Raw genomic sequence first — 23049 nt, forward strand, 5'->3', positions numbered from 1 at the left:
GTCAGGACCCCATGGTCGAGGACCACTTGGCCGACAGCACCTTCGCGGCGTCTGCCACCTGTGCGTCGGTCAGCTCGACGTAGTCCTTCGGCGCACCGCCGGCGGCGTCGAGGGCGTCCTGGTCGACCTTGCCGGACTCCTCCAGGGCGGCGAGGGTCGACGGGAACGCACCGGCCTGCAGGTACAGGTTCTGCGCCTCGGGGCTGGCGATGTACTCCTGCCACAGGCGCGCTGCGGCGGGGTGCGGGGCGTCCTTGTTGATGGCCTGCGAGTAGTACGAGCCGAGCGCCTGGCCCTCAGGCACGACGGTCTTCCAGTCCTTGTTGCCACTCGCACCGGCGGCGGGGCCCCACGCGAGGTTGTTGTACGACCACTGGATGACCACGGGGGTCTCGCCCGAGGCGACCGTGGCCTGCGTGGGCAACACGTTTTGGAAGTTGCCGGCCTGCTTGAGCTTGCCGAAGTAGTCGACGCCCTTGGTGATGTCGTCGGCCGAGCCGCCGTTCTCGAGCGCGGCCAGGTAGACCGCGGACGCAGCCTGGTTCGCCTGCGTCGGGTCGCCCGCGATGGAGACCTTGCCCTTGTACTCGGAGCCGAGCAGGTCCGTCAGGTCCTTCGGGGCGTCCGTGATCTTCGACGAGTCGTAGCCGATCGACATCAGGCCCGTGTAGTCGCGGGTCCAGGCGCCGTCCTGCTCCTTGAGCGTGTCCGGGATGTCGCTCCAGTTCGCGACCTTGTAGTCCGTCAGCAGGTCGAGGTTCTCCTGCAGCACGGCGTTGCCGAGGTCGAGCACGTCGGGAGCGGTGGACTGCCCCTTCTGCGACTTCACCGCGGCGACCTCGTCGGCGCTGGAGCCGTTCGGGTTCGCGGAGTTGACCTTGATGTCGTACTTCTTCGTGAAGCCGTCGATGATCTTGCCGTAGTTGGCCCACGACGGCGGCAGCGCGATGACGTTGAGCTGTCCCTCGGCCTTCGCGGCCTTCACGAGGGCGTCCATGCCACCGGAGGCCTCGGCGCTCGTGGCGGTCTTCCAGTTCGTGTCGTCCTTCGTCGTGCTGGCCGAGCTCGTGGCCGAGCATCCGGCGAGGGTGACGATCGCTGCGGCGGCGAGGGCGATGCCGGCGATGGTGCGCTTGTGCTGCACGGGAGGTGCCTTTCGGGTGGGTGCTGCGGGTGCTTCAGGCGGGCCCGCGGTTCTCGGCCCGGGACGATCGTGGAGGCGGCCGGTTTCCGGCCCGTGCTGCGCCGGTGAACGGTGGCGGAACAGCGGGTACGCCTGTACCGTTCTGCTGGTTTCCCACCTCGGACGCACGGTCGCGTCCACATCGCACTGGAGGCACGGATGCAGTTCACGACGACGGTCCTGCTGGCGAGGAAGACGGCGACAGGGCTCCCGGTCCCGTCCGCCGTGATCGACGCGTTGGGTGCGGGGAAGCGCCCGCCGGTGGTGGTCACGATCAACGGCGGCTACACCTACCGGTCCACCGTCGGGGTCATGGACGAGCAGTTCCTGGCGCCGCTGTCCGCGTCGCACCGCGAGGCCGCGGGCATCGCTGCCGGGGACACCGTCGAGGTCACGCTCGTCGTCGACACGCAGCCCCGGGTCATCGACCTGCCCGACGACCTGGCGGCGGCACTGCAGGACGCTGGGGTGCGTGCAGCGTTCGACACCCTGTCGAACTCACGGCAGCGAGCGCTCGCCGACCCGGTGTCGCAGGCGAAGGCGCCGGAGACCCGAGCGCGGCGCATCGCGAAGGCCGTGGAGGCGCTGCAGGGCTGAGCGGCGCGGGGCGAGGCGGCGCGGCGCGGCGCGGCGCGGGCGGCGTACCTGGTCGATTCGGGCATACCTGGTCAGAAGTTCCTGGCAGGTATGCCCGAGAGCATGAGGTATCGCGCGCGCTCTGGGAAAGAACGGGCGAGCTCAGGCGCCGAGTTCGACGAGCACCCGCGGGATCTCGGTCACGAGTTCGCTCGCCAGGTACCCGAGGGGCCCGACCTGCACCGCGAGCCGATCACCGGCAGCCGCGTGCACGTAGGACGCCCACGCCACCGCCTGTGCCGGTTCCGCGCCACGAGCGAGCAGACCGGCGACCGCACCCGACAGGACGTCGCCACTGCCGCTGGTGCCGAGTCCTCCGGAGCCGGTGCCCTTGATCCAGCTCCGCCCCAGGGGAGTCGCGATGGCGTCCCCCAGGGCCACGACCGCACCGAACCGCTGCGCGATCGCCATCGCGTCGGCCACGTCGTCGCCGCTGCCCTCCCGACCGAGGAGCCGTTCGGCTTCGCCGGAGTTGGGCGTCATCACCAGCCGACCCCGGAGCGGTTCCAGGCGGTCCCGCACGTCGGCCGCCACCCCGAGGGCGAACGCATCGAGCACGACGGTGGTCTGCGGTCCGACGACGTCGGCGAGTCCGGCCACCAGGTCACGGGTGCCGTTCGGCTCGTCGAGTCCTGGGCCGACCAGCAGCGCGTCCGCGCTCGCAGCCGAGTCCGCGATCCCCTCGATCGCGCCCACGGCGACGTGACCGTCCGCGTCCTCGTCGAGCGGTTCGACGCCGGACTCGGGCACGGCGACCGCGACCTCGTTCGCAATGCTCCGCCCCACCGCGAGGGTGAGCCGCCCCGCTCCCACCCGGAGTGCAGCGAGCGCCGAGAGCATCGCGGCTCCGGGCGTCCGCGCTGCGCCGCCGACCACGAGCACCTGCCCGCGACCGTACTTGCCGGCGCCGGGCTCGGGGAGCGGCCAGTCCCGCAGGAAGTTCGGGGTGACGGTCTCAGAGGACATGCTCGTCGTCCTTCCGGCCGGTGTGTGCCGTGACCTCGTCGTCGTCGAGGTGCCCGACGGAGGAGAACTCCTCGAGCACCCACGGTGCGCCCGCACGCTCGCGGCGGAGTCGGGTGAGGGAGGCGTTCGCGACCGCGTGCGTCCGAGCGAACTCCAGGAGCGCCGGCTCGTCGAGGTCGAGGCACACCGCCACGACCAGCATCACGACGGCATCGTGCGCCGCGACGACGAGCCGCTCGGTGCTCTCGATCCGTTCGACGTCGACCAGTGCCGATCGGAGCCGGAGCATCACGTCGGCCCAGGACTCGCCGCCCGCTGGCCGGTGGTAGTACTTGCCGAGCCACTGCCGGCGACGTTCCTCGTCGGGGTACCGGTTCCGGACACCCCGCAGGGTGAGCAGGTCGAGCACACCGAGCTCGCGGTCGCGGAGCCGCTCGTCCACCCGCCTGTCGGGCTCGGCCAGCCCGCCGGCCCCGAGCGCGATCTCGATGGTCTGCTGTGCACGCAGGTACGGCGAGACCCACAGCGCCACGGGGACGTCGTCGATGCCACGATCGGCGAGTTCCTGTCCGAGCGACCGCGACTGCGACTCACCGAGCGGGCTCAGCGGGACGTCGGCGTCCCGGTACTCGACGTCGATGACGTCCTCGCCCGCGGCCTCTGCTCGGGCGGCGGCGACGTTCGCGAGCGATTCACCGTGGCGGACGAGCCAGATCTCCTGCACTGCCATGCCGCCACGCTAACCACGCCGCGCTGAGCCGGCTCACCGACGCCCACCGACTGCGGTGCGGCGGGCGCTCCGGACCGGGCGGATCGCACACGGCAACCCCGCGGCGCGGAACCGGAGCGCCAGCGCATCGAGGTCGAACAGGTCCCGCCACTCGAGCCGGATGATCGTCCGCACGCCCGGCACCGTGAGCAGCCTGGCGTGGCGACGTTTCTCGTCCAGGAACACCTCGGTCTGGCTGCGACCGCCGAGGTACCGGTCCTGCGTGTACTTCGCGCGTCCGTCGATCTCGACGACGACGCCTTCTGCGGGGAACCAGAAGTCGACGGCGGACCGGCGACCGTCGACGACGAACTCCTGCTGCAGCACGGGGGCGGGCAACCCGAGCTCGCGGAAGACCACGCGCGCGAGTGACTCCGCCGGCGAGCCCGAACGCCCGTCGGCCAGGTCGAGGACCTGTGCGGCCCGGGCCCGCCCGCGAGCACTCGGGTGCACCGCTCGCCACAGCTCGTCGCGCTCGGTCCCGTTGCGCAGTGCAGCGTCTGCCACGACGACCCCCGTGCGCAGGTCCCCGCTCATCGCGATGTCGATCACCGTCCGCGGGACCGCGGTCACGGCGAGGTCGCCGATCCGGACCCGTTCGGCGCCGGGCACCGGTCTCGTGTGCAGGACCAGCTCGGGGGTCCTGCCCCGGTACATCGACTCCGGCACGGTGGCGTGCACCGGGACGCTCCACCCGCCGAGCGCGGGCAGCCCGTGCACCGCGGCCGCTGAGTCGTGCGATGCCGTCGCTCGCGGGCCGAGCCGGCCGAGCCGCGCGTACACGCGGGTGACGTACCGCTGCCGTGGCCCGGCCGCGTCCCACGCTGCGCCGTCGACGAACGCGTTCGGCCCTGCCCGGACGAGTCGGCCCGGACCCTGGAGTCGGGTCCGGCGGCGCAGGGTGGTGGCGTCGAGTCCGGCCTCACGCGTGGCCGAGGCTCGGAGGATGGGCAGCGGTTCGTTCATGGAGGAGACGTTGCCCGACCCGCCATGCGCCCAGCGGGCTGACGTCGAGGTCTGTGGACGGGCCTCCAGGACTGCCCGCCTGTGGAGGGAGGACGTTCCTTCCCAGAACGGCCGCGATGCCAAGCGGAATCGGGCGTACCTGGTCGGAACTTTCGACCAGGTACGCCCGAATCGACCAGGTACCCACCCACCCCGCCCACGCACGCCCGCACACACGCAGAAGGCGGCGCCGGACGGAACGCACCCGTGTCCCGTCCGGCGCCGCGGTCTCTCCCCCGAGGGGGACCGGCCCCGCTGCCTCAGGCCCGGCGTACCCGCAGGGTCACGATCTCGAAGGGACGGAGCGTGAGCACGACCGGCTCCCCCGAGTCCCACGAGTCCCCCAGCGGGCGTTCCAGCAGGTCCACCGTCGCCACCGAAGCGACGTCGAACCCGAACGACACCCCGACGTCGGTCGCCCGACCGCCGGAGGCCTCGTACAGTCGCACGACCACGTCACCGGAGCGGTCCTCGGCGAGCTTCACGGCCTCGACGAGCACCTGCGGCGACGACACCGAGACCAGCGGCGAAACCCCGGTCGTCCCCGCGACCGAGCGCACCGGCAGGTTCAGCCGGTAGCCGGAGTCGGCGGCGTCGAGCACCGAGGCCCCCACCCGCAGCACCGTCCGGAACACGTGGTGCCCCTGGTCGGCGTTCGGGTCCGGGAACGTCGGCCCGCGCAGCAGCGATTCGCGCACGAGCGTCGTGGTCCCGCCGTCGGGCCGCGTGGAACGCGTGATGTCGTGCCCGTACGTGGAGTCGTTCGCCACCGCGACACCGAACCCGGGCTCCGCGACGTGCACCCAGCGGTGCGCCGAGGTCTCGAAGCGGGCGTGGTCCCACGAGGTGTTCTGGTGGGTCGGCCGGTCGATGTGCCCGAACTGGATCTCGCTCGAGGCGGACGACGCACGGACGTCCACCGGGAACGCGAGCTTCAGCAGCTTCTGGTGCTCGTGCCAGTCGACCTCGGTCTCGATCACCAGCTCGGCCTCGCCCTCGACGGCGGAGTACCGGGTCGTGAGCGTCGACGACCCGAAGGCCCGTTCCACCACGAGCGAGGAGCCGTCGATCGCGACCGACGACGCTGACAGGACGGTGCCGTTGCGCTGGTACGCGCGGTCGATGTCCCACGCCTCCCACTGGTTCGGGGTGTCGCGGAAGACGGTGTACTCGGCAGCGGCCGCACCCGGTGCGATCGCGTCGCGCCCGCTGGCGCGGTCGACGAGCGACACGACGTGGCCGGCTCCGTCGATGGTCGCCGTGACGACGCCGGTGTCGAACACGAAGTGGTCGCCGGAGCGGACGGGAGGCACGGGTCGCGGTTCCGAGCCGAGCGAACCACCCAGGGCGGCCGCGTCTCCCGCCGCGACCGGCGAGGCGTTGAAGCGCACGACGTTCCCGGACGAGCCGCTCCCGCCGACGGCGTCGGCGCCGGACGGCGCGTCGAGCAGCGCGCTGCTGCCGCCGGCGGCGGCCGACGACGAGGCCCCGACGCCGGCGAGCGCCGCAGCGCCCCCGTTCGCGAGCGCGGTCGTCGCGTTGCCGATCAGCCCCTCGAGCACCTGGGCGATCTGCGCGTAGTTCTCCTCGGCGTTCTCGTAGACCCAGGCGATCGAGGACCCCGGCAGGATGTCGTGGAACTGCTGCAGCAGGACGGTGTGCCAGGCGCGCTCGAGCTCTTCGTAGGGGTAGTCGAGCCCGAGGCGCACGGCCGCGGTCGACGCCCAGAGCTCGGCTTCGCGGAGCAGGTGCTCGGAGCGACGGTTGCCCTGCTTCGTGCGGATCTGCGACGTGTAGGTGCCACGGTGGAACTCGAGGTACATCTCGCCGGACCACACGCCGGGGGTCGGCAGCACCCGTTCGAGCTCCTCGAAGACCTGGGTGGGGGTGCCGAGCTGCACGCGCGGCGAGCCGTCCAGGTCGTGCTGGCGTCGGGCGGCCGCGACCATCTCGCGGGTGGGTCCGCCGCCGCCGTCGCCGAACCCGTAGAGCAGCATCGAGGTGTTCGCGACGCCGCGCTCCTTGTTGTTCCGTTCGCCGCGGTGCAGATCGGCGGCGGAGACGTCGGAGTTGTAGGTGTCGGCCGGCGGCAGGTGCGTCAGGACGCGCGAGCCGTCGATGCCCTCCCAGTGGAAGGAGGTGTGCGGGATGACGTTCGTCTCGTTCCACGACGGCTTCTGGGTGACGAACCACTTCGAGCCGGCGGCGCGGACGATCTGGGGCAGGGCGCCGGAGTAGCCGAACGAGTCGGGCAGCCAGGCCTCGGGGGTGTCGATGCCGAACTCCTCGAGGAAGAAGCGCTTGCCGGCGACGAACTGTCGGGCGAGCGCTTCACCACCGGGCAGGTTCGTGTCCGACTCGACCCACATGCCACCGACCGGGATCCACCGGCCCTCGGCGACGCGCTGCTTGATGCGGGCCCAGATCGACGGGTAGCCGTCGCGGATCCACGCGTACTGCTGCGCGGATGAGCAGGCGAAGGTGAAGTCCGGGTCGCGGTCCATCAGGTCGAGGACGTTCGAGAAGGTGCGGGCGCACTTGCGGATCGTCTCGCGCACCGGCCAGAGCCAGGCGGAGTCGATGTGGGCGTGGCCGACGGCGATCGCCCGGTGTGCCGCGGCACTGGCCGGGACGGCCAGCACGGGTGCGAGCACCTGACGAGCATCGGCTGCGGTGCCGGCGACGTCGTCGGGGTCGAGGGCGTCCGCTGCCAGCTCGAGCGCGTGCAGGATGTCGGCGCCGCGGGTGCCGTCCGTGGGGAGCTCCGCCATCAGGCCACGCAGGACCCAGAAGTCCTGCTGCAGCTCCCACACGGTGTCGTCGCGCTCGACGAGTTCGAGGGCGCGCACGCGGTAGATCGGCTTGTCACCCGCGGTGGAGCGCGACCCGAGGGGCGTCGCACCCTGGAACGAGTCGCCGCCGATGTCCGGGTTCGCGCCGGCCTCGACGTACAGCTCGAACGACTCCCCTGGACGGACCTCCACGGGCACGGTGTCGTTCCGTGGCTCGACGCCCTTGATCGTGGAGCCGTCGGGGCGGTACGCCAGTCCCTCGGCCTGGAACCCCGGGTGCCGCTTCGTGAACCCGAGGTCGACGAGCAGTTCCGCAGTGGTCCCCGGCGCCGTGCCGAAGTCGGCGGGGACGGTGCCGGTGATCCGGAACCAGGTGGTCCCCCACGGCCGGCCACCCCAGGCGCTGCCCACGGTGAACGGTGTGTACGCCTGCTGGACGGCGGAGTCGAACGGCACCGGCTCGTCCGGCACCTCCCACGCCTCGATCGTCACCGGCGCCGAGCGGCGGTGGACGGCGGGGTCGACACGGTCGCGGACGAGGCGAGCGATCCGGGCCTCGACGAGCGGTTCGTCCTGGTGCATGTGGTTCCTTTCGAGAGAGCCGGCCGGAGCCAGCAGATCAGCCCTTGATGCCGCCGGCGAGGGCGTTGCCGCCGCCGAGGCCTCGGGACACGATCACGTAGAGGGCGATGACGGGCACGGAGTAGACGATGGAGAACGCGGCGAGCTGTCCGTACGCGACCGCCCCGTTCTGCCCGAAGAAGTTGAAGATGCTCACCGCGGCGGGCACCTTGTCGGGCGAGAGCAGCAGGACGAACGGGACGAAGAAGTTCCCCCACGCCTGGATGAACACGAAGATGAACACGACGGCGATGCCCGGACGCATGAGCGGGACGACGATGCGCGTCAAGGTGGTCATCATCGACGCCCCGTCGGTCCACGCTGCTTCTTCGAGCGAGATCGGCACGGAGTCCATGAAGTTCTTCGCCATCCAGATCGCCATCGGCAGCGACGTGGCGGCGAGGAAGAAGATGCAGCCCCACACGTTGTCGATCAGGTTGAGCGACACGAACAGCGCGTAGACGGGCACCATCATGGCGGTGATCGGCAGGCCGGTCCCGAACAGGATGCTGTACAGGAACGGCTTGTTGACCCGCATCTTGTAGCGGGACAGCGGGTACGCGGCGAGCAGTGCGAAGACCACGGTGACGACCGCCGTGCCACCGGAGAGCAGCAGGCTGTTCGCGAGCGGGATGAACGACAGCTCGGGCGTGAGCACCTTCGTGAAGTTGTCGAGCGTGAACTGCGTCGGCAGCTTCACGGACAGCGACGCCTGGGTGTCGACCGAGGCGAGGACGAGCCAGAGCAGCGGGACCGCGAAGCACACCGCGATGACGAGCAGCACGGTGTTCGCCACCCACCGCATGGTGCGGCCGCGGGGCGACGTCATGTGCAGCGAACCGGGAGCGGTCACCGAGCGGGTGGTGGTCGGGTCGAGGGACGGGGCAGTGATGGCCATCAGTCCACCTCCGGCTTGAGGGCTCGGATGTAGATGATCGAGAAGACCGCCCCCACCACGAGCAGGATGGTCGCGATCGCGGTCCCGAAGCCGAGCTGCGAGAACTTGAACGCCTCTTGGTAGGCGAGGATCGGCAGGGTCGACGAGTTCGTGCCCGGCCCACCCCCGGTCATCACGAAGATGAGGGTGAAGACCGACAGCGTCTGCAGCGTCGTCAGCATCAGGTTGGTGGAGATGCTCCGTCGGATCACCGGCAGGGTGATGTAGACGAGGCGCTGCCACCCGGTGGCACCGTCGACCTCGGCGGACTCGGTGATCTCCTCGGGGACCTCCTGCACGGCGGCGGAGTAGACGAGCATCGAGAAGGCCGTACCGCGCCAGATGTTGGCCAGGATCACGGCGAACATCGGGAACGTGTAGAGCCAGTTCGGTCCGCTGATGCCGATGGACTTCAGGAACTCGTTGAGCGTGCCCTCGTCGTTGAAGAACGCGTACGCGGCGAACGAGGCGACGATCTCGGGCAGGACCCAGGCGGCGACGACGAAGGTGCCGACGATCGCGCGGACGGCCTTGTTGGCGGAGCGCATCAGGAGTGCGAGGCCGAGCCCCAGCACGTTCTGTCCCACGACCGCCGAGGCGAGCAGGAACACGACCGTCAGGATGACGGACTTCGGGAAGTCCGGGTCCTGGAACAGTTCGACGTAGTTCTGGAAGCCGACGAACTGCTGGTCGGCAGCGCCGGCGCCGGTGAGCGCGGAGTTCGTGAACGACCCGTAGAACGAGGAGATGACGGGGCCGAGCAGGAAGATGACGAGCAGGACGAGGGCGGGCAGGAGCGGGACCGCTCGGCCGACGTTCCGCAGCGGTCGCCGCTTGCGCGGCACGGGTGGATCGGTGCGCTTCGGCGCACCGGGCGCCGACAGCGTCGGCGCGAGGGGGGTGCTGGACACGATGGGTGCCTTCCGGGTGCGGAGGGGTTCCGAAGGTGGGGAAGGACGGACCGGGAGGCGCGGTGCGGGGCCGCCCCGCGCCTCCCGTCCGTCAGTGGGTGACGTCCGTCAACCAGCCGAGACGGTGTTCTCCTTGCCGACCACCTGCGTGACGGCCTTGTCGTACACGGCGGCCGCCTGCTTCGGTGTCTGCTGTCCGGTCATGACCGACTCCATCGCGACCTGGATCGCGTTGGACACCTGCGAGTAGTCACTCGTCGCCGGGCGGAAGTTCGTGTTCTCCACTAGTCCGGAGAAGAACTTGAACGTCGGGTTGGCGTCGGTGTAGGCGGTGTCGTCCGCGACGTCCTTGCGGACGGCGATCTGGCTGTTCTCGGTGTCGTACTTCAGCGAGCCGTCCTTGTCGAGGAAGCTCGTGATGAAGTCGAACGCCGCCTGCGGGTTCTTCGACTTCGCGCCGACCGCCAGGGTCCAGCCGCCGGACATCGAGTTGTAGCCCGGGTCCTGACCGTTCTGCGTCGGCATCGGCGCCTGACCCATCACGTCGTTCCACTCGGCCCACGGCGCGGTGCCGGACTTGAGCCACGTGCCGGACTGCCACGAACCGTCGAGGTCGATCGCGAGCTTGCCCTTCGGCAGCCACGTCTGCGCGATGGTCGTGCCGACGTTCGTGTCGAGCGCCTGCTGCGGTGTCGGGCCGAGGCCGCCCTGGTAGACGTCCTTCACGAACTGCAGCGAGTCCTCGAACTGCTTCGAGCCCGTGACCCACTTCTTGTCCTTGTAGAGCGTGTTGCCGGAGCCGTCCGCCCCGTACAGGAGCATCTCGAAGCCCTGCATGGTCGACGCCTCGCCCTGTGCCTTGCCCGAGTAGATGTTGAACGGGATGAGGTCGGGCTTCTTGTCCTTGATCGTCTTCGCTGCGGCGAGCACGTCGTCCCAGGTCTTCGGCTGCCACGGCACGGGCAGGCCGACGGACTTGAAGATGTCCTTGTTGTACCAAAGCGCGCGGGTGTCGGTGCCCATCGGGACGCCGTAGATCTTGCCGTCGTCACCCTGGCCGGCCTGCTTGGCGTTGTCGAAGAACTGGTCCCAGTCCTTCCACTTCGCCGTGTACTTGTCGAGCGGCAGGAGGTAGCCGGCCTCGGCGTCGGCCTTGACGAGGAACGTGTCCTCGTACATGACGTCGGGAGCCGTCGCGGGCGCCTTGTTCATGAGCGCGAGCTTCGTGTAGTAGTCGTTGCCCTGGGCCTGGATCGGGACGAGCGTGACCTTCTTGCCCGGGTTGTCCTTCTCGTACTCCTTCTTGACGACCTTCATCTGGGCGTCGAGCTGCTGGAAGGCTCCGAACTTCTGGTACGCGATCTTGATCGTGTCGCTCGAGGCGGACCCCGAGGCTGAGCAGCCTGCCAGGCCGACCGCGGCGACGGCCACGGCTGCGAGTCCGGCGATGATGCGGGTGCGTTTCATCGGTGCTCCTTTGCACGGGTGACATCCGCGGGCTCCATCGCCCGCGCGCAGGATTAGTCCAGCGTATGGACTTATCCGTGTCAAGGAGTTTTTCGCGCCGCGCGCGTCGGGGCGCTGCTGTTTGGGGAGTACCGTGCCGAATCGGGCGTACCTGGTCGGAACTTTCGACCAGGTACGCCCGATTCCGCTTCCCATCCCACGCGCTCTGGGAAGGAACGTCCGTCAGTCGATCGGGGTCGCGCTCCCCGTCACGGTGATCCCGCCGGACTCCGGCACGTCGACGAGCAGCAGGCTCGGACGACCGACGTGGCGCCCCTGCCGGATGACGACGCGGTCCCCCGGCTCGACGGCACCGACCTCGCGCAGGTACGCCCCGGTCGACGCTGCCGCCGAACCCGTCGCCGGGTCCTCGGTGATGCGGCCGGCGGGGAACAGGTTCCGCGCCTCGTACTCGCGCTCCCCGGTCCGGTGCAGCACCGTGACCGTCCCCTGCCAGCCGGCCTCGTGCTTGAGGTCGGCGAGCGGTCCGGGTGCGAACCGGAACTGGTGGAAGAGCTCGCGGTCGTGCAGCACGAGCACCGGGTGCCAGTTGCCGGCGAACGACTCGAGCACCGGGAAGCCCGGCGCGATGTCGTCGGCCGTGAGCCCGAGCAGGTCGAACAACCGCCCGAGGAGCGCCGAGTCGATGTCCCGCGTCGCCGGTTCGACACTCGTCATCGCGACCCGGACCACCCCGTCCGGACCGGTGGTGGCGTCGAGGGCGACCTCGCCGGCGGCCGTCGTGAACACTCGGCGGCCGAGCCCCTGCCGTTCGGCGAGCGCCACCGCGAGCGCGACCGTCGCGTGCCCGCAGAACGGCACCTCGGCGGCGGGCGAGAAGTAGCGGACGTGCGGGCCCGTCGCCGTGGCGCCGACGACGAACGCGGTCTCGGGGTAGCCGACCTCGCGGGCGACGGCGAGCATCTCGTCGTCGGAAAGCGCTGCTGCGTCGAGGACCAGGCCGGCGGGGTTGCCGCCCCCGGGCTCGGCGGCGAAGGCGGTGTACCGGAGGACGTCGATGCTCATGCTCCGACGCTACTGCGGGGGCGGCGAGGACTGCTGATCACGCATGGTGAGCAGGAATGGTCGGGTCCGCTGAGCGAACCCGACCATTCCTGCTCACGAAGTGCGCCCGTGGGGCGTGGGGGCTACTCCGCAGCCGCCGCCTTGCGACGGCGGACGATCAGCACCCCCGCGCCCGCGGCGAGCAGCAGGAACGCGATGAGTGCTCCGGCACCGAGGCCCTCGGAACCCGTGAACGCGAGCTGCCCGTCAGCGGTGATCGTGATCGGGGTCCAGCCCAGCACCGTGCCGTCCGCAGCGGTCACGACGATGCGGTGCTCGCCAGCCGGAGCATCGGCCGGGATCGTGACGCGCACCGTGCCGTCCTCAGCGACCGTCACGGTGCCGAGCAGCGTCGGCGTCGAGTACAGCCACACGTTCACCTGGTCGCCGGCGTACTGCGTGCCCACCGTGACCGTGATGGTCTCTCCCGCACGAGCGGACGACGGGGCCGAGACGCTCCCACGGTTCGTGTCCGTCAGGCCGGTCTCCGAGGGAGCCACCGGGGCGATCGGAGCGGCCGGAGCGGTCGGCGACGGGGTCGGCATCGGTCCACCGGTCCCGGGGGTCGGCGCAGGCGTCGATCCACCGTCACCCGGAGCAGGCGTGGGCGTCGGGTCGGTGCCCGGGTCCGTGCCCGGATCGGTGCCGCTGCCCTCGCACGGGTACGTCCCGGTGCGGAGCGAGAACCCGTCCGTGTCGTTGTCGTCGGCGTAGAAGGTCGCACGCTGCCCGTCGGTGCAGACGCCGGAGATCGCGAAGCCCTCGTTGGCGAGCGTCCGGTCCGCGTTCGACGGAGCCTCGAAGACCTTCGCGGCGGTGAAGGCACCGTCGGTCAGTTCGTACAGCGCGGTGCGTCCGGCACAGGCGTCGTCGCACACCACCCAGAGCGCGTCGAGGGTCGGGTCGAACTGCACGTCGGCCACGACCGCGAACGGCGATCCGATGGTGGCCACACGCTGGAACGAGCCGTCCGCCATCAGGGCGTAGGCGGAGACGCTCGCGGTGCCCTCGACCCCGACGAAGAAGAGCCCCTCGCCGTGTCCGGCGTACGTCGACGGTGCGTAGGCCGCGCCGGTGTGCTCGTCGGCGAAGCCCTGCTCGGTGAGCCACGAGTCCGGGATCCAGGTGACGCCCTCGAGGCCGGCGTTCGCACCGAGCCCCGGGAAGTCGGCTGCGAGGTCCCACTCGTCGGTGGCGCGCAGGGTCGACTCGGATCCGTCGGTGGTGGCGTACCGCAGGACCGACGGACGGCTGGTCTTCGACACGTCGTTGTCCCGCTCGGTCGACACGTACACGGCGCCCGGGTCGTCGCTCGTGACGGTGACGCCCTCGGCGTCCGGGGTGCCCGTGCCGTCGGCGTACCGCAGGTCCGTGCCCGCGGCGTTCGACGGTGCCCAGCCGCCCTGCCCGTCCGAGGTCAGGTGGTAGAGCAGGCCGTCGCCGTTCTGCACGGCCCACAGCTGGCCGTCCTCGGACGTGCTGGACGTGGTCCAGTCGATGCCGCTCAGGTCACCGGTGAAGGTGTCCTCGTCGTCGAGCACGGTCTCGTCCGGGCCGCCGGGCCACGGCTCGGCGGTGACGACTCCGGCGAACCGGTTCGCGGTGCCCTTCGTCGACTCGGCGGTCTCGGCGAAGTCGCCGGTGCCGTCCGGGTTGCGGCCGTACGTGGCGGCAGCGTGGGCCGTCCACGAGTACGAGTCGACCAGCGCACCCCGCGGATCGAAGACCCGGGCGGAGTCGGCCTTGCCGAGCCCGAAGCCGAAGTCCGCCTCGTCGAGGATTGTGAAGCCCCCGGCCGCGATCGTCGTGCCGGCAGGGATCGTGTACGCGTGGTCGTCCTCGCTGTCCTTGAGGACGTACCCGCCCAGGTCGACCGTGGTGCTGCCGACGTTGGTCAGCTCCACCCAGTCGCCAGGGGTGCCGTCCTGCGACTCGACCTCGTTGATGCGCACGGGCGAGGAGCAGTCGTTGGCGGCCCCCTTCGTCGACGCGGTGGTGTCGACCAGCGCACCGGTCCCGTCGGCGCACCGGCCGTACGTGACGACCGCGTGGCTCGTCCACGAGTACCGGAGCACCAGGTCGCCGGCGGGGTCGTACACCCGCGCGGTGTCGGCGCCGCCGAGTCCGAAGTCGAACCCGGGCGCGGTCGCCGAGAGCTGGTCGATGACGAAGTACCCGCCGGGGGCGATCGTCGAGCCGGCGGGCAGGACGTAGGCGTCGTGGGTGCTGTCGTCGTCGAGGAACGCGTACCCGGTCAGGTCGATCGACGCCGACGACGTGTTCGCGAGCTCGACCCAGTCGGTGTCGTCGCCGTTCGACTCGACCTCGTTGACGACGAGGCCGTTCGGGGCGGCGGCGCCGACGCTCGGGTCGTCGTCACCGACGGCGGCGAGTGCCGGGCTGGCCGTGACGACACCGGCGCCGAGGGCCAGCGCGGTGACGATGGCAGCACCGATCCGCACGGAGCGGGGGCGCAGGGCAGGAGTGCGCATGCAGGTCCTTCTCGGGAGGGGAGGGGAGACCTGCACGACTGTTCAGCACCCGGGCATCCGACCGGTGGCCGCCCGGTGAACGACAGGTGTCGCGCGGCGCCCGAGCGCCGCGATCCCTCAGCGACGTGACCCCGCAGTGCCCGGGATCCCTCAGCCCTGCGCGACCCCGGAGAAGTCGGGCGACCCGTCGGGCAGCGCCGGCAGTGGCGTGCCGTCGACGTACCGCGGCCACGCCAGGGCACGCGACGCCTCCGGGCGCGGCTCGTACCGGTACCGGTCCCCGCTGACCGGGCCGGCCGCCGTGGCGGCCGTGGCAGCCGTCGGGGCATCGGGCACCGGAGTGGCGGCCCACGTCGCGATCGGTGTCGCGGGCGCCGTCGGGGGTGCTGCCGGCGGCGCTTCCGGCGTCGGCAACGCTCCGACCGCCCCCGCCGGGACGGCGCCCCGCGGGCGGAAGAGCGCGTTGCTGAGCGGGACGACGACCGTTCCGAGCAGGTCGAGGATGACCACCACCCAGACGAGTCGCCAGTAGCCGCGGGCGTAGTCCACGTCGGGTGCGAGCAGCGGGATCGACAGCAGCAGTGCGAGCAGGGCGATGACCCCGACGGTGGCCTTCGCGACGACCTGGAGTGCCGGTGTCGGGTACCGGCGGTGGATGACGAGCAGTAGGTGCACGTGCAGGAGCGCCACGCGGGCGACGCCGACGAGCCAGATCCAGTGCCAGAACCGCTCGCCGACGAGCCAGAGGCCGTCCTCGCCGGAGGAGTCCGTCGGGGCGAGCCACACCTTGTACAGCCCCGCGACGAGCAGGTACATCGACGTGGCGATGCTGACGAACGCGAACGTGCCCGATCGGCGTGACGAGACGTCGGCGTCGTACCAGGACAACAGGGCGAAGACGACCACCACGACGATCGTCAGGAGCAGCTGCACCGCGACCCGTCCGAAGTCGCCGACCAACACCGCCACGATGCCGACGAGCCCGGCTGCGACGACCGCGCCGATGATCGTCCGGAACACGAGTGGCCGGACCTTCGCCCAGCGTCGGTCGATCGTGCCCGCGGCGCCGTTGTCCGTCATGTGTCCCCCGTCGTTCGCCGCCCACCTGGCGGATCCGTCGGTTCGCAGCGTAGCGGGCGGTGCGAGCCACCCCCGACCGCCGTCAGCGGCGGATGAGCAGCCCGCTCGCCCGCGGGGACAACGCGGCGTCGAGCACCAGGCACGCGGCCCCCACCGCGGCGACGTCGGCACCGCGGTCACTCTCGACCACGTCGACCGCGTGCTTCGGCACGAGCAACGGCGACCCGACGATCGCCGCGCGGGCGGCCGGCAGTGCGGCACTCGCGATGCGGGACCAGAACGGTCCGCCGAACACGACCCGGTCGATGTCGAGCAGGTTCACGATGACGACGGCGGCGTCGCCCATGACGGTGCCGGCCTCGGCGGCGAGCGTGGTCGCGGCCTCATCGCCGGCAGCGATGGCCTCGGCGAGTTCGTCCCAGGCACGGTTCACCGCGTCGACCGACCCGTCGGACGCGGCCGCACCACCGGACACGGCCGCACCACCGGACACGGCCGCACCACCGGGCGAGACCGCACCAGCAGCGTCACCGCTGCCGGACAACGCCACCCCCCGCTCCCGCGCGATCCGCACGAGCCGGTCCGGCGCCACGGCCGCACCCACCTCTCCCCGGGTGCCGGACCCGTCGGGGGTGCCGGCGAGCGATCGCTGGTCGACCATGATGTGCCCGGCGTCGCCGGCGTTCGACCCGACCCCGCGCACGGGTTCGTGGTCGACGACGAGCCCGACGCCGAACCCGGTGCCGAAGTACACGAACGCGAAGTTCCGCGCCGACGACTCCCCAGCCAGGAACATCTCGCCGACCGCGGCGGCCGTGACGTCCTTCTCGAGCAGGACGGGGTAGCCCGTGGCCTCGGCGAGCGCGTCGCGCAGGGGCACGTCGCGCCATCGTGGCAGGAACGGCGGGTCGACCACGATGCCGGCGTCGACGTCGATGGGGCCGGGGCTGGCGATCCCGACGCCGAGCACTCCGTCGACGTCTACGCCTGCGTCGGCGATCAGACCGTCGACGGCGGAGCCGATGGTGCGGACGACCTCGGACGGGTCGTCGGCGGTCGGCGTCGAGGTGGTGGACGAGGCGATGACGGTGCCGGCCAGGTCGAGCAGCACGTAGGTGACGACGGCCGGGTCGACGTGCACGCCGACGGCGTAGCGGCTGCCGGGTTCGAGCCGCAGGATGGTGCGCGGCTTGCCCCGACCGGCGACGACGGTGCCGGACTCGACGATCATGCCGGCCTCGATCAGGAACCGGGTGACGTTCGACACCGTCTGCGCGCTGAGGCCGGTCCGCGAGGCGAGTTCGACACGGCTCAGGCCGTCCGGCGAGCGTCGGACGGCATCGAGCACGACCGTGCGGTTGAACCCGCCGATCGACGGGAGGTTCGCTCCACGCCGATGTTCTGCCATTCCGCGACCATACCGCGGCAACGGTGCGGTCTCGGTCTGCCGTCCGCGCTGGCCCCCACACGGGTCGCACCGTTACCCTGGCCGCATGGCCGACCTGCGTCTCGAAGAACTCTCCGCGAAGACCGCTGCCGCGGCGAACTCCCTGACGCTCAAGCCGGGTCAGGAACAGTTCGTGCAGCCGACCACCTACGGGGTCGCCGAGTCCGACGTCAAGCCGAGCTCCGCGTGGACCCGTGTGGTCCTGGACGGCGACGAGGTCCTGGGCCTCATCATCGGTTCGTTCGACGCGGACAACGCGCAGGAAGAGCTGCGCAGCGCCATCTGGCGCGTCAACGTCGCCGGCACGGCGCAGGGTCGCGGCGTCGGCCGCTTCGCCGTGCACGGCCTGGCGGACGAGGCCCGCAGCCGTGGGCAGGAACGCCTGACGGTCGTGTACGAGCCCGGTGGCGACGACAGCCCCGAGGCGTTCTTCCGCGCCGTGGGCTTCGAGGTCGTCCGCGAGACCCAGTACGGCGACCACTTCGCGGTCCTGACGCTCTAGCACCGTCCGACGCCGTGCCCTCCGACGACGCTGCCGTCGACTTCGGCGCTGCCGTCGCCGAGGTGGTCCGGATGATCCCGCCGGGTCACGTCATGACGTACGGCGACGTTGCCGCGGCGCTCGGCTCACGCGCGTCGCGTGCGGTCGGCAAGGTGATGGCGCACGAGGGCGCCGACCTGCCCTGGTGGCGCGTGGTGCGCGCGGGTGGGCACCCGCCGCTGCACCACGAGGCCCGTGCGCTCCAGCACTACCGCGCGGAGGGCACGCCGCTCGTGCAGGGGACGGCGGCCTGGAGGCTCGACATGCGTCGTGCCCGCTGGTCGCCGTCCACGGATGCGGACGACCCGTTCTGACGTGCGGCCCGCGCACGTCGGCCGTCCGTCCGCCGGCGGTCAGCGGTCGAAGCGCTCGCCCTTCGGGCTCGTCGGGATCAGGCACAGCACGTACACGACGAGCGAGCCGATGCCGGGCACGACGTGCAGGAACTGCCAGAAGCCGGACAGGCCGGCGTCGTGCAGCCGTCGGGCGCCGAGGGCGAGCGACCCGATCAGGGTCGCGAGGCCCCAGAGGACGAACAGGTAGGACCCGACGGGGTTCTCGAACAGCGCGGTGTCCGGCGTGAACGCCTGCGGGACGAGCTGCAGGACGAGTCCGATCGCGAGCGACGTGATCCACCACCACCAGAACTCGGCACGCGAGGCCCGTCCGGTGAACACGGTGTACTTCCGCCAGAACCGCCGGACGGCCTCGGTGAAGGGTGCGCCGTAGAAGGGGTCGCGCAGGGCGACGCCGCCGGGCTGCACGCTGTCGTTGCTCATGGAGCAAGCCAACCACGTGGTGCAGCCCGGCTGCGTCCTACACGAGCGAGTCGCGCCAGGCCGCGTGCAGCTGGGCGAACCGCCCGGTACCCGAGATGAGGTCGGCGGGGGTGCCGTCCTCGACGATCTTCCCGTGTTCCATCACGAGCACGCGGTGGGCGATCGCGACCGTGGACAGACGGTGCGCGATGATCACCGCGGTGCGGTCGGCGAGCAGGGTCTCGAGCCCTTCCTGCACCAGCCGCTCCGAGGGGATGTCGAGCGACGCCGTGGCCTCGTCGAGGATGAGCACCTTCGGGTCCGCGATGAACGCCCGCGCGAACGAGAGCAGCTGCCGCTGTCCCGCCGAGACACGACCACCGCGCTTGTTCACGTCGGTGTCGTACCCGTCGGGGAGCGCCATGATGAACTCGTGCGCGCCGACCGCCTTGGCGGACGCCTCGATCTCGGCGCGGGAGGCCCCCGGCTTGCCGAGCGCGATGTTGTCCGCGACCGTGCCGGAGAACAGGTAGGCCTCTTGCGTGACCATGACGATCGCGCGGCGCATGTCCTTCGTGTCGAGGTCGCGCAGGTCCACGCCGTCGAGCCGCACGGAACCGTGCGACGGGTCGTAGAAGCGCGCCATGAGCTTGGCGAGCGTCGACTTGCCCGCGCCGGTGGACCCGACGAGCGCGATGGTCTGCCCGGACGGGATGTGCAGGTCGAACTCCGGCAGGACGACCTTGCCCGCGTTGTAGGCGAACACGACCTCGTCGAAGTCCATCTTGCCCGTGGCGTCGGCCAGCTTGGTCGGCTTCACGGGGTCCGGCACGCTCGGCCGTTCCTCGAGGACGCCGGAGATCTTCTCCATCGCCGCCGAGGCCGACTGGTACCCGTTGTAGAACATCGCGAGCTCCTGCGCCGGGTCGAAGAAGCGCTTGGCGTACAGCGCGACCGCGAGCAGCGCACCGACCTCGAGCGTCCCGCCGACGATCCGGAAGCCGCCGACGACGACGACCGCGGCGAGCGTGGCGTTGCCGATGAGCACGAGCACCGGGTCGAACGTCCCGAACAGGTTGAACACCTTCGTGTTCGCCAGCCGGTAGTCCTCGACGAAGCCGCCGTACTCGTCCTTGTTGCGCGACTCCTTGCGGAACGCCTGCACGGCACGGATGCCCGTCATCGTCTCGACGAAGTGCACGATCACGCGCGCCGAGGTGACGCGGGTGGCGCGGAACAGCGTCTGCGAGTTCTTCTGGAACCAGCGGATCAGGAACCAGAGCGGCACGAGCGACACCGCGAGCACGAGCCCGGACGTCGGGTCGAGCAGCACCAGGGCCACGGCGGTGAACACCATGTACAGCACGCCCTGGATGAGCTGGTTCAGGCCAGAGTCGAGCAGCTCGCGGATCGAGTCGAGGTCACTCGTCTGGCGGGAGATGATCCGGCCGGACGTGTAGGTCTCGTGGAACTCGAGCGACAGCCGCTGCGTGTGCAGGAACACCCGCTTGCGCAGGTCGAACAGGATCGCCTGGCTGATCCGTGCGGCGAGCACGGTGTACCAGGCGGTGAGCACCGCGCCGAGGACGGCCACGACGATGTAGGTCGCGACGACGCCGAACGCCGGCACCCAGTCGTTCTGGTCCATCACGGCGGGCAGGGCGTTGTCGATGCCCCACGCGATGAGCGCCGGGCCCGCGACGGTGCCCGCCGTGGAGACCACGACGACGATCCCGAGCAGCACCAGGCGGAGCTTCAGCGGGGCCGCGAGGGACCCGAGCAGGGCGAGGGAGCGACGCCGCAGGCGCTTGCTCTCCGCCTTGGTGAAGTCCTCACGCTCCTCGCCGCGCACGCCCAGGGTGGTGATCGAGGCGGTGACGGGCGCGGCAGACTGCGCGTCGGCGATGTCGTCGACGACGGGATCCGCGCCTCCCGGCCCGGCCGACGTGTCGAGCGGCAGGTTCTTCTCTTGCTGGCTCATGCCATCGCCTCCTGTCGTGCGGTCGCGTCGTCGTCGTCGAGCGACGAGATGACGTAGCGGTAGTGCTCGTTGGTGGCCATCAGGTCGTGGTGGGTCCCGACGGCGGTGACGACGCCGTTCTCCATCAGCGCGACCCGGTCGGCCAGCGTCACCGTCGACGGACGGTGCGCCACGATGAGCGACGTCGTGTCGGCGAGCACGCGCCGCAGGCCCGCCTCGACCCGCGCCTCGGTGTCGACGTCGAGCGCCGACAGTGGGTCGTCGAGGACCAGCACCGACGGCCGCGCGGCGATCGCGCGAGCGAGCGCCAGGCGCTGGCGTTGTCCACCGGACAGCGACAGCCCCTCTTCGCCCACCCGGGTGTCCACGCCGTCGGGCAGGTCGTCCACGAAAGACGCCTGCGCGATGTCGAGTGCCTCGCGCATGAGCGCCTCGGCCTCGGCACCCTGCACGTCCGGTCGACCGAGCAGCACGTTCTCACGCACGGTCGACGAGAACAGGGTGGCGTCCTCGAAGGCGACGCCGACGTGCCGGCGCAGTTCTTCGCGGGTGAGGTCGCGGATGTCGACCCCGTCGATCGTCACCGATCCGCCGGTCACGTCGTACAGGCGCGGCACCAGCGAGAGCAGCGTCGTCTTGCCGCAGCCCGTGAGCCCGACGAGCGCCATGGTCTCGCCCGGCTGCAGCTGCAGCTCGACGCCGTTGATCAGGTCCGGGTACTGCGGCGCGGAGTCCTGGTACCGGAAGTGCACGCCGTTGAACGACAGCGCACCGTGCGGCTCCGCGATCGTCTTCGGGTCCTTCGGGTCCGTGATGGTGTTCTCGGAGTCCATGACCTCGAAGAAGCGGTCGACCGCCGTGCGGGTGTCGAACGTCATCGAGAGCAGGAAGCCGATCGACTCGATCGGGAACCGCAGCACCGTCGCCGTCGCGAAGAACGCGAACAGCTGACCGACGGTCATCTCGCCCTGCGACGCCAGCCAGATGCCGGCGAGCAGGCACAGTGCGAACGCGACGTCCGGCACGAGCAGCAGCCACAGCCAGATGCTCGCGATGGCCTTCGCCTTCTTGATCTCCGTGCCACGCAGGGCTTCGGCCTGCTCGCTGAACTCCTCGAGCTTCGACCCGCCGCGGCCGAACGCCTTGAGCACGCGGATGCCGTGCACCGACTGCTCGACGCTCGTCGCGAGGTCACCGACCTGGTCCTGGCTGCGGCGCGCGACGACGGAGTACCGACGCTCGAACAGCAGCCCGTTGATCCACAGCGGGATCGACGCGATCAGGAAGATCAGCCCGAGCAGCCACCCGAAGGTGAACAGCACGACGAAGCCGACGACGATCGTCACGACGTTCACGACGAGCAGGACGACACCGAAGGCCAGCCAGCGGCGGATCAACGACAGGTCCGACACGGAACGGGACAGCAGCTGCCCCGACTCCCACCGGTCGTGGAACGCGACGGGCAGGTCCTGCAGCTTCGCGTACAGCGAGTTCCGCATGCTGGCCTCGATCCGCGTCGAGGGGCGCATCACCATCCGGCGGCGCGAGGCGATGAAGAACGCCTCGAGCACACCGAGGGCGAGCACGCCGAGGCCGGCGGGCCAGATCTGTGCGCCGTCCTTCGATGACAGCGGGCCGTCGACGAGCCACTGCAGGACGTAGGGGATTGCGAGCGCCACCAAGGAGGCTCCCATCGCTGCGGCCATGCCGCCGATGAGGCGCCCCTGGTAGGGCTTCACGTAGGGGTAGATCCGCGCGATCGCGCGGAAGGTGGACGGGCGCGCCGTGGTGGGCGACTTGGACATGCGTTGCGTCCTCATGCGTCTGCCGGGTCCCCGGGTCGCGCTGCGCCCTGGCCGCCTGCTGTTTGCTTGCTGCTGGCGTGCGGTGCGTGCGCGGCCTCGACCTGGAGGCTCGGTGTGGCGTTGCGTGGTGATCATCGGCCGGGCGCGTGGTCGCGCCTCCGCCGTCACTCGCGTGACGTCGGTCGGGCCGGAGGGCACCGGGAGACACTCGTCCCCCGGGTTCAGGCGGGTGGTTCGCGGACGCTGGTCGTGCGGCGCCGCGAGGCCGTGGGAACGGCCTGGCTAGACGGCGGCCGCGACGCGCGGTCGCGGTGCGATCAGGGATCGCCGTGCGGGAGTGGTCCCCACGACGGACACGAGACCTGCACGGGCGGCCGTCGCCACGGTTCCGGTCATGTTGTCCATCGTCACTCCAGTCGTCGTCTTCGTCACCGTTGTGTCCGCGGTGCCACCGGTCCCGAGGGACCGTCGGCTGCCTGTCGCGGAGCCTTACAGACTATTCACAGTGACTCTCAGCGCGCAATAGGGTGCCGCGATTTGTTCACTTCAGTGGA

The 23049-nt window shown here is 70.8% G+C and carries 18 protein-coding genes; 3 read left to right on the forward strand and 15 right to left on the reverse strand.

All coding sequences use genetic code 11. The features are described 5' to 3' along the window. Window position 1: 1 nt before the first annotated feature. Window positions 2–1144 (reverse strand): ABC transporter substrate-binding protein, encoded by a 1143-nt coding sequence (locus ACIPV1_RS14590; RefSeq protein WP_131921950.1) that lies wholly within the window; start codon window positions 1142–1144, stop codon window positions 2–4. Window positions 1145–1342: 198 nt separating this feature from the next. On the opposite strand from ACIPV1_RS14590, the gene ACIPV1_RS14595 reads away from it, so the two are divergent. Beyond that, window positions 1343–1780 (forward strand): YdeI/OmpD-associated family protein, encoded by a 438-nt coding sequence (locus ACIPV1_RS14595; protein WP_402726695.1) that lies wholly within the window; start codon window positions 1343–1345, stop codon window positions 1778–1780. Between the two features lie 141 nt (window positions 1781–1921). Here ACIPV1_RS14595 and ACIPV1_RS14600 read toward each other — a convergent pair whose 3' ends face one another. From ACIPV1_RS14600 to ACIPV1_RS14650, 11 genes are all read right to left on the reverse strand, one after another. After that, a complete protein-coding gene (locus ACIPV1_RS14600) occupies window positions 1922–2785 on the reverse strand; it encodes an NAD(P)H-hydrate dehydratase (RefSeq protein WP_402726696.1) in 864 nt (287 codons plus the stop codon). Further along, window positions 2775–3515, reverse strand: coding sequence for a histidine phosphatase family protein (locus ACIPV1_RS14605; RefSeq protein WP_402726697.1), 741 nt, complete (start codon window positions 3513–3515; stop codon window positions 2775–2777). The genes ACIPV1_RS14600 and ACIPV1_RS14605 overlap by 11 nt, the downstream gene beginning before the upstream one ends. A 33-nt stretch (window positions 3516–3548) precedes the next feature. Next, window positions 3549–4520, reverse strand: a complete 972-nt coding sequence (locus tag ACIPV1_RS14610; RefSeq protein ID WP_402726698.1) for a hypothetical protein — start codon at window positions 4518–4520, stop codon at window positions 3549–3551. A gap of 299 nt (window positions 4521–4819) precedes the next feature. Then, window positions 4820–7933: an alpha-mannosidase gene (locus ACIPV1_RS14615; RefSeq protein WP_402726699.1), complete on the reverse strand. Its 3114-nt coding sequence runs from the start codon at window positions 7931–7933 to the stop codon at window positions 4820–4822. A 37-nt stretch (window positions 7934–7970) separates the two neighbouring features. Beyond that, a complete protein-coding gene (locus ACIPV1_RS14620; RefSeq protein WP_333925055.1) occupies window positions 7971–8870 on the reverse strand; it encodes a carbohydrate ABC transporter permease in 900 nt (299 codons plus the stop codon). After that, window positions 8870–9820 (reverse strand): carbohydrate ABC transporter permease, encoded by a 951-nt coding sequence (locus ACIPV1_RS14625; protein WP_111085332.1) that lies wholly within the window; start codon window positions 9818–9820, stop codon window positions 8870–8872. Before ACIPV1_RS14625 ends, ACIPV1_RS14620 begins: the two co-directional genes overlap by 1 nt. Window positions 9821–9928: 108 nt before the next feature. Beyond that, window positions 9929–11287 carry an extracellular solute-binding protein gene (locus ACIPV1_RS14630; RefSeq protein ID WP_123293238.1) on the reverse strand — a complete coding sequence of 453 codons (1359 nt, stop codon included), beginning with the start codon at window positions 11285–11287 and terminating at the stop codon, window positions 9929–9931. A 222-nt stretch (window positions 11288–11509) separates the two neighbouring features. Next, on the reverse strand, window positions 11510–12352 hold the full coding sequence (locus ACIPV1_RS14635) for a PhzF family phenazine biosynthesis protein (protein WP_402726700.1): 843 nt from the start codon (window positions 12350–12352) through the stop codon (window positions 11510–11512). A 122-nt stretch (window positions 12353–12474) separates the two neighbouring features. After that, window positions 12475–14883 (reverse strand): lamin tail domain-containing protein, encoded by a 2409-nt coding sequence (locus ACIPV1_RS14640; RefSeq protein ID WP_402726701.1) that lies wholly within the window; start codon window positions 14881–14883, stop codon window positions 12475–12477. A 150-nt stretch (window positions 14884–15033) separates the two neighbouring features. After that, window positions 15034–15963 (reverse strand): hypothetical protein, encoded by a 930-nt coding sequence (locus ACIPV1_RS14645; protein WP_402726702.1) that lies wholly within the window; start codon window positions 15961–15963, stop codon window positions 15034–15036. An 82-nt stretch (window positions 15964–16045) separates the two neighbouring features. Next, window positions 16046–17371 carry an ROK family protein gene (locus ACIPV1_RS14650; RefSeq protein ID WP_402726703.1) on the reverse strand — a complete coding sequence of 442 codons (1326 nt, stop codon included), beginning with the start codon at window positions 17369–17371 and terminating at the stop codon, window positions 16046–16048. Between the two features lie 85 nt (window positions 17372–17456). On the opposite strand from ACIPV1_RS14650, the gene ACIPV1_RS14655 reads away from it, so the two are divergent. Further along, window positions 17457–17912: a GNAT family N-acetyltransferase gene (locus ACIPV1_RS14655; protein ID WP_111085338.1), complete on the forward strand. Its 456-nt coding sequence runs from the start codon at window positions 17457–17459 to the stop codon at window positions 17910–17912. A gap of 14 nt (window positions 17913–17926) precedes the next feature. After that, complete coding sequence (locus tag ACIPV1_RS14660; protein ID WP_402726704.1) at window positions 17927–18265, forward strand: MGMT family protein; 339 nt, start codon at window positions 17927–17929, stop codon at window positions 18263–18265. 39 nt (window positions 18266–18304) lie between these two features. Here ACIPV1_RS14660 and ACIPV1_RS14665 read toward each other — a convergent pair whose 3' ends face one another. From ACIPV1_RS14665 to ACIPV1_RS14675, 3 genes are all read right to left on the reverse strand, one after another. Beyond that, complete coding sequence (locus tag ACIPV1_RS14665; protein ID WP_123293233.1) at window positions 18305–18730, reverse strand: DUF805 domain-containing protein; 426 nt, start codon at window positions 18728–18730, stop codon at window positions 18305–18307. Window positions 18731–18767: 37 nt separating this feature from the next. After that, on the reverse strand, window positions 18768–20576 hold the full coding sequence (locus ACIPV1_RS14670) for an ABC transporter ATP-binding protein (RefSeq protein WP_123341009.1): 1809 nt from the start codon (window positions 20574–20576) through the stop codon (window positions 18768–18770). A gap of 110 nt (window positions 20577–20686) precedes the next feature. Then, window positions 20687–22495, reverse strand: coding sequence for an ABC transporter ATP-binding protein (locus ACIPV1_RS14675; protein ID WP_131877582.1), 1809 nt, complete (start codon window positions 22493–22495; stop codon window positions 20687–20689). Window positions 22496–23049 lie beyond the last annotated feature (554 nt).

The sequence above is a fragment of the Curtobacterium sp. NPDC089991 genome (assembly GCF_044748425.1).
Taxonomy (GTDB): Bacteria; Actinomycetota; Actinomycetes; order Actinomycetales; family Microbacteriaceae; genus Curtobacterium.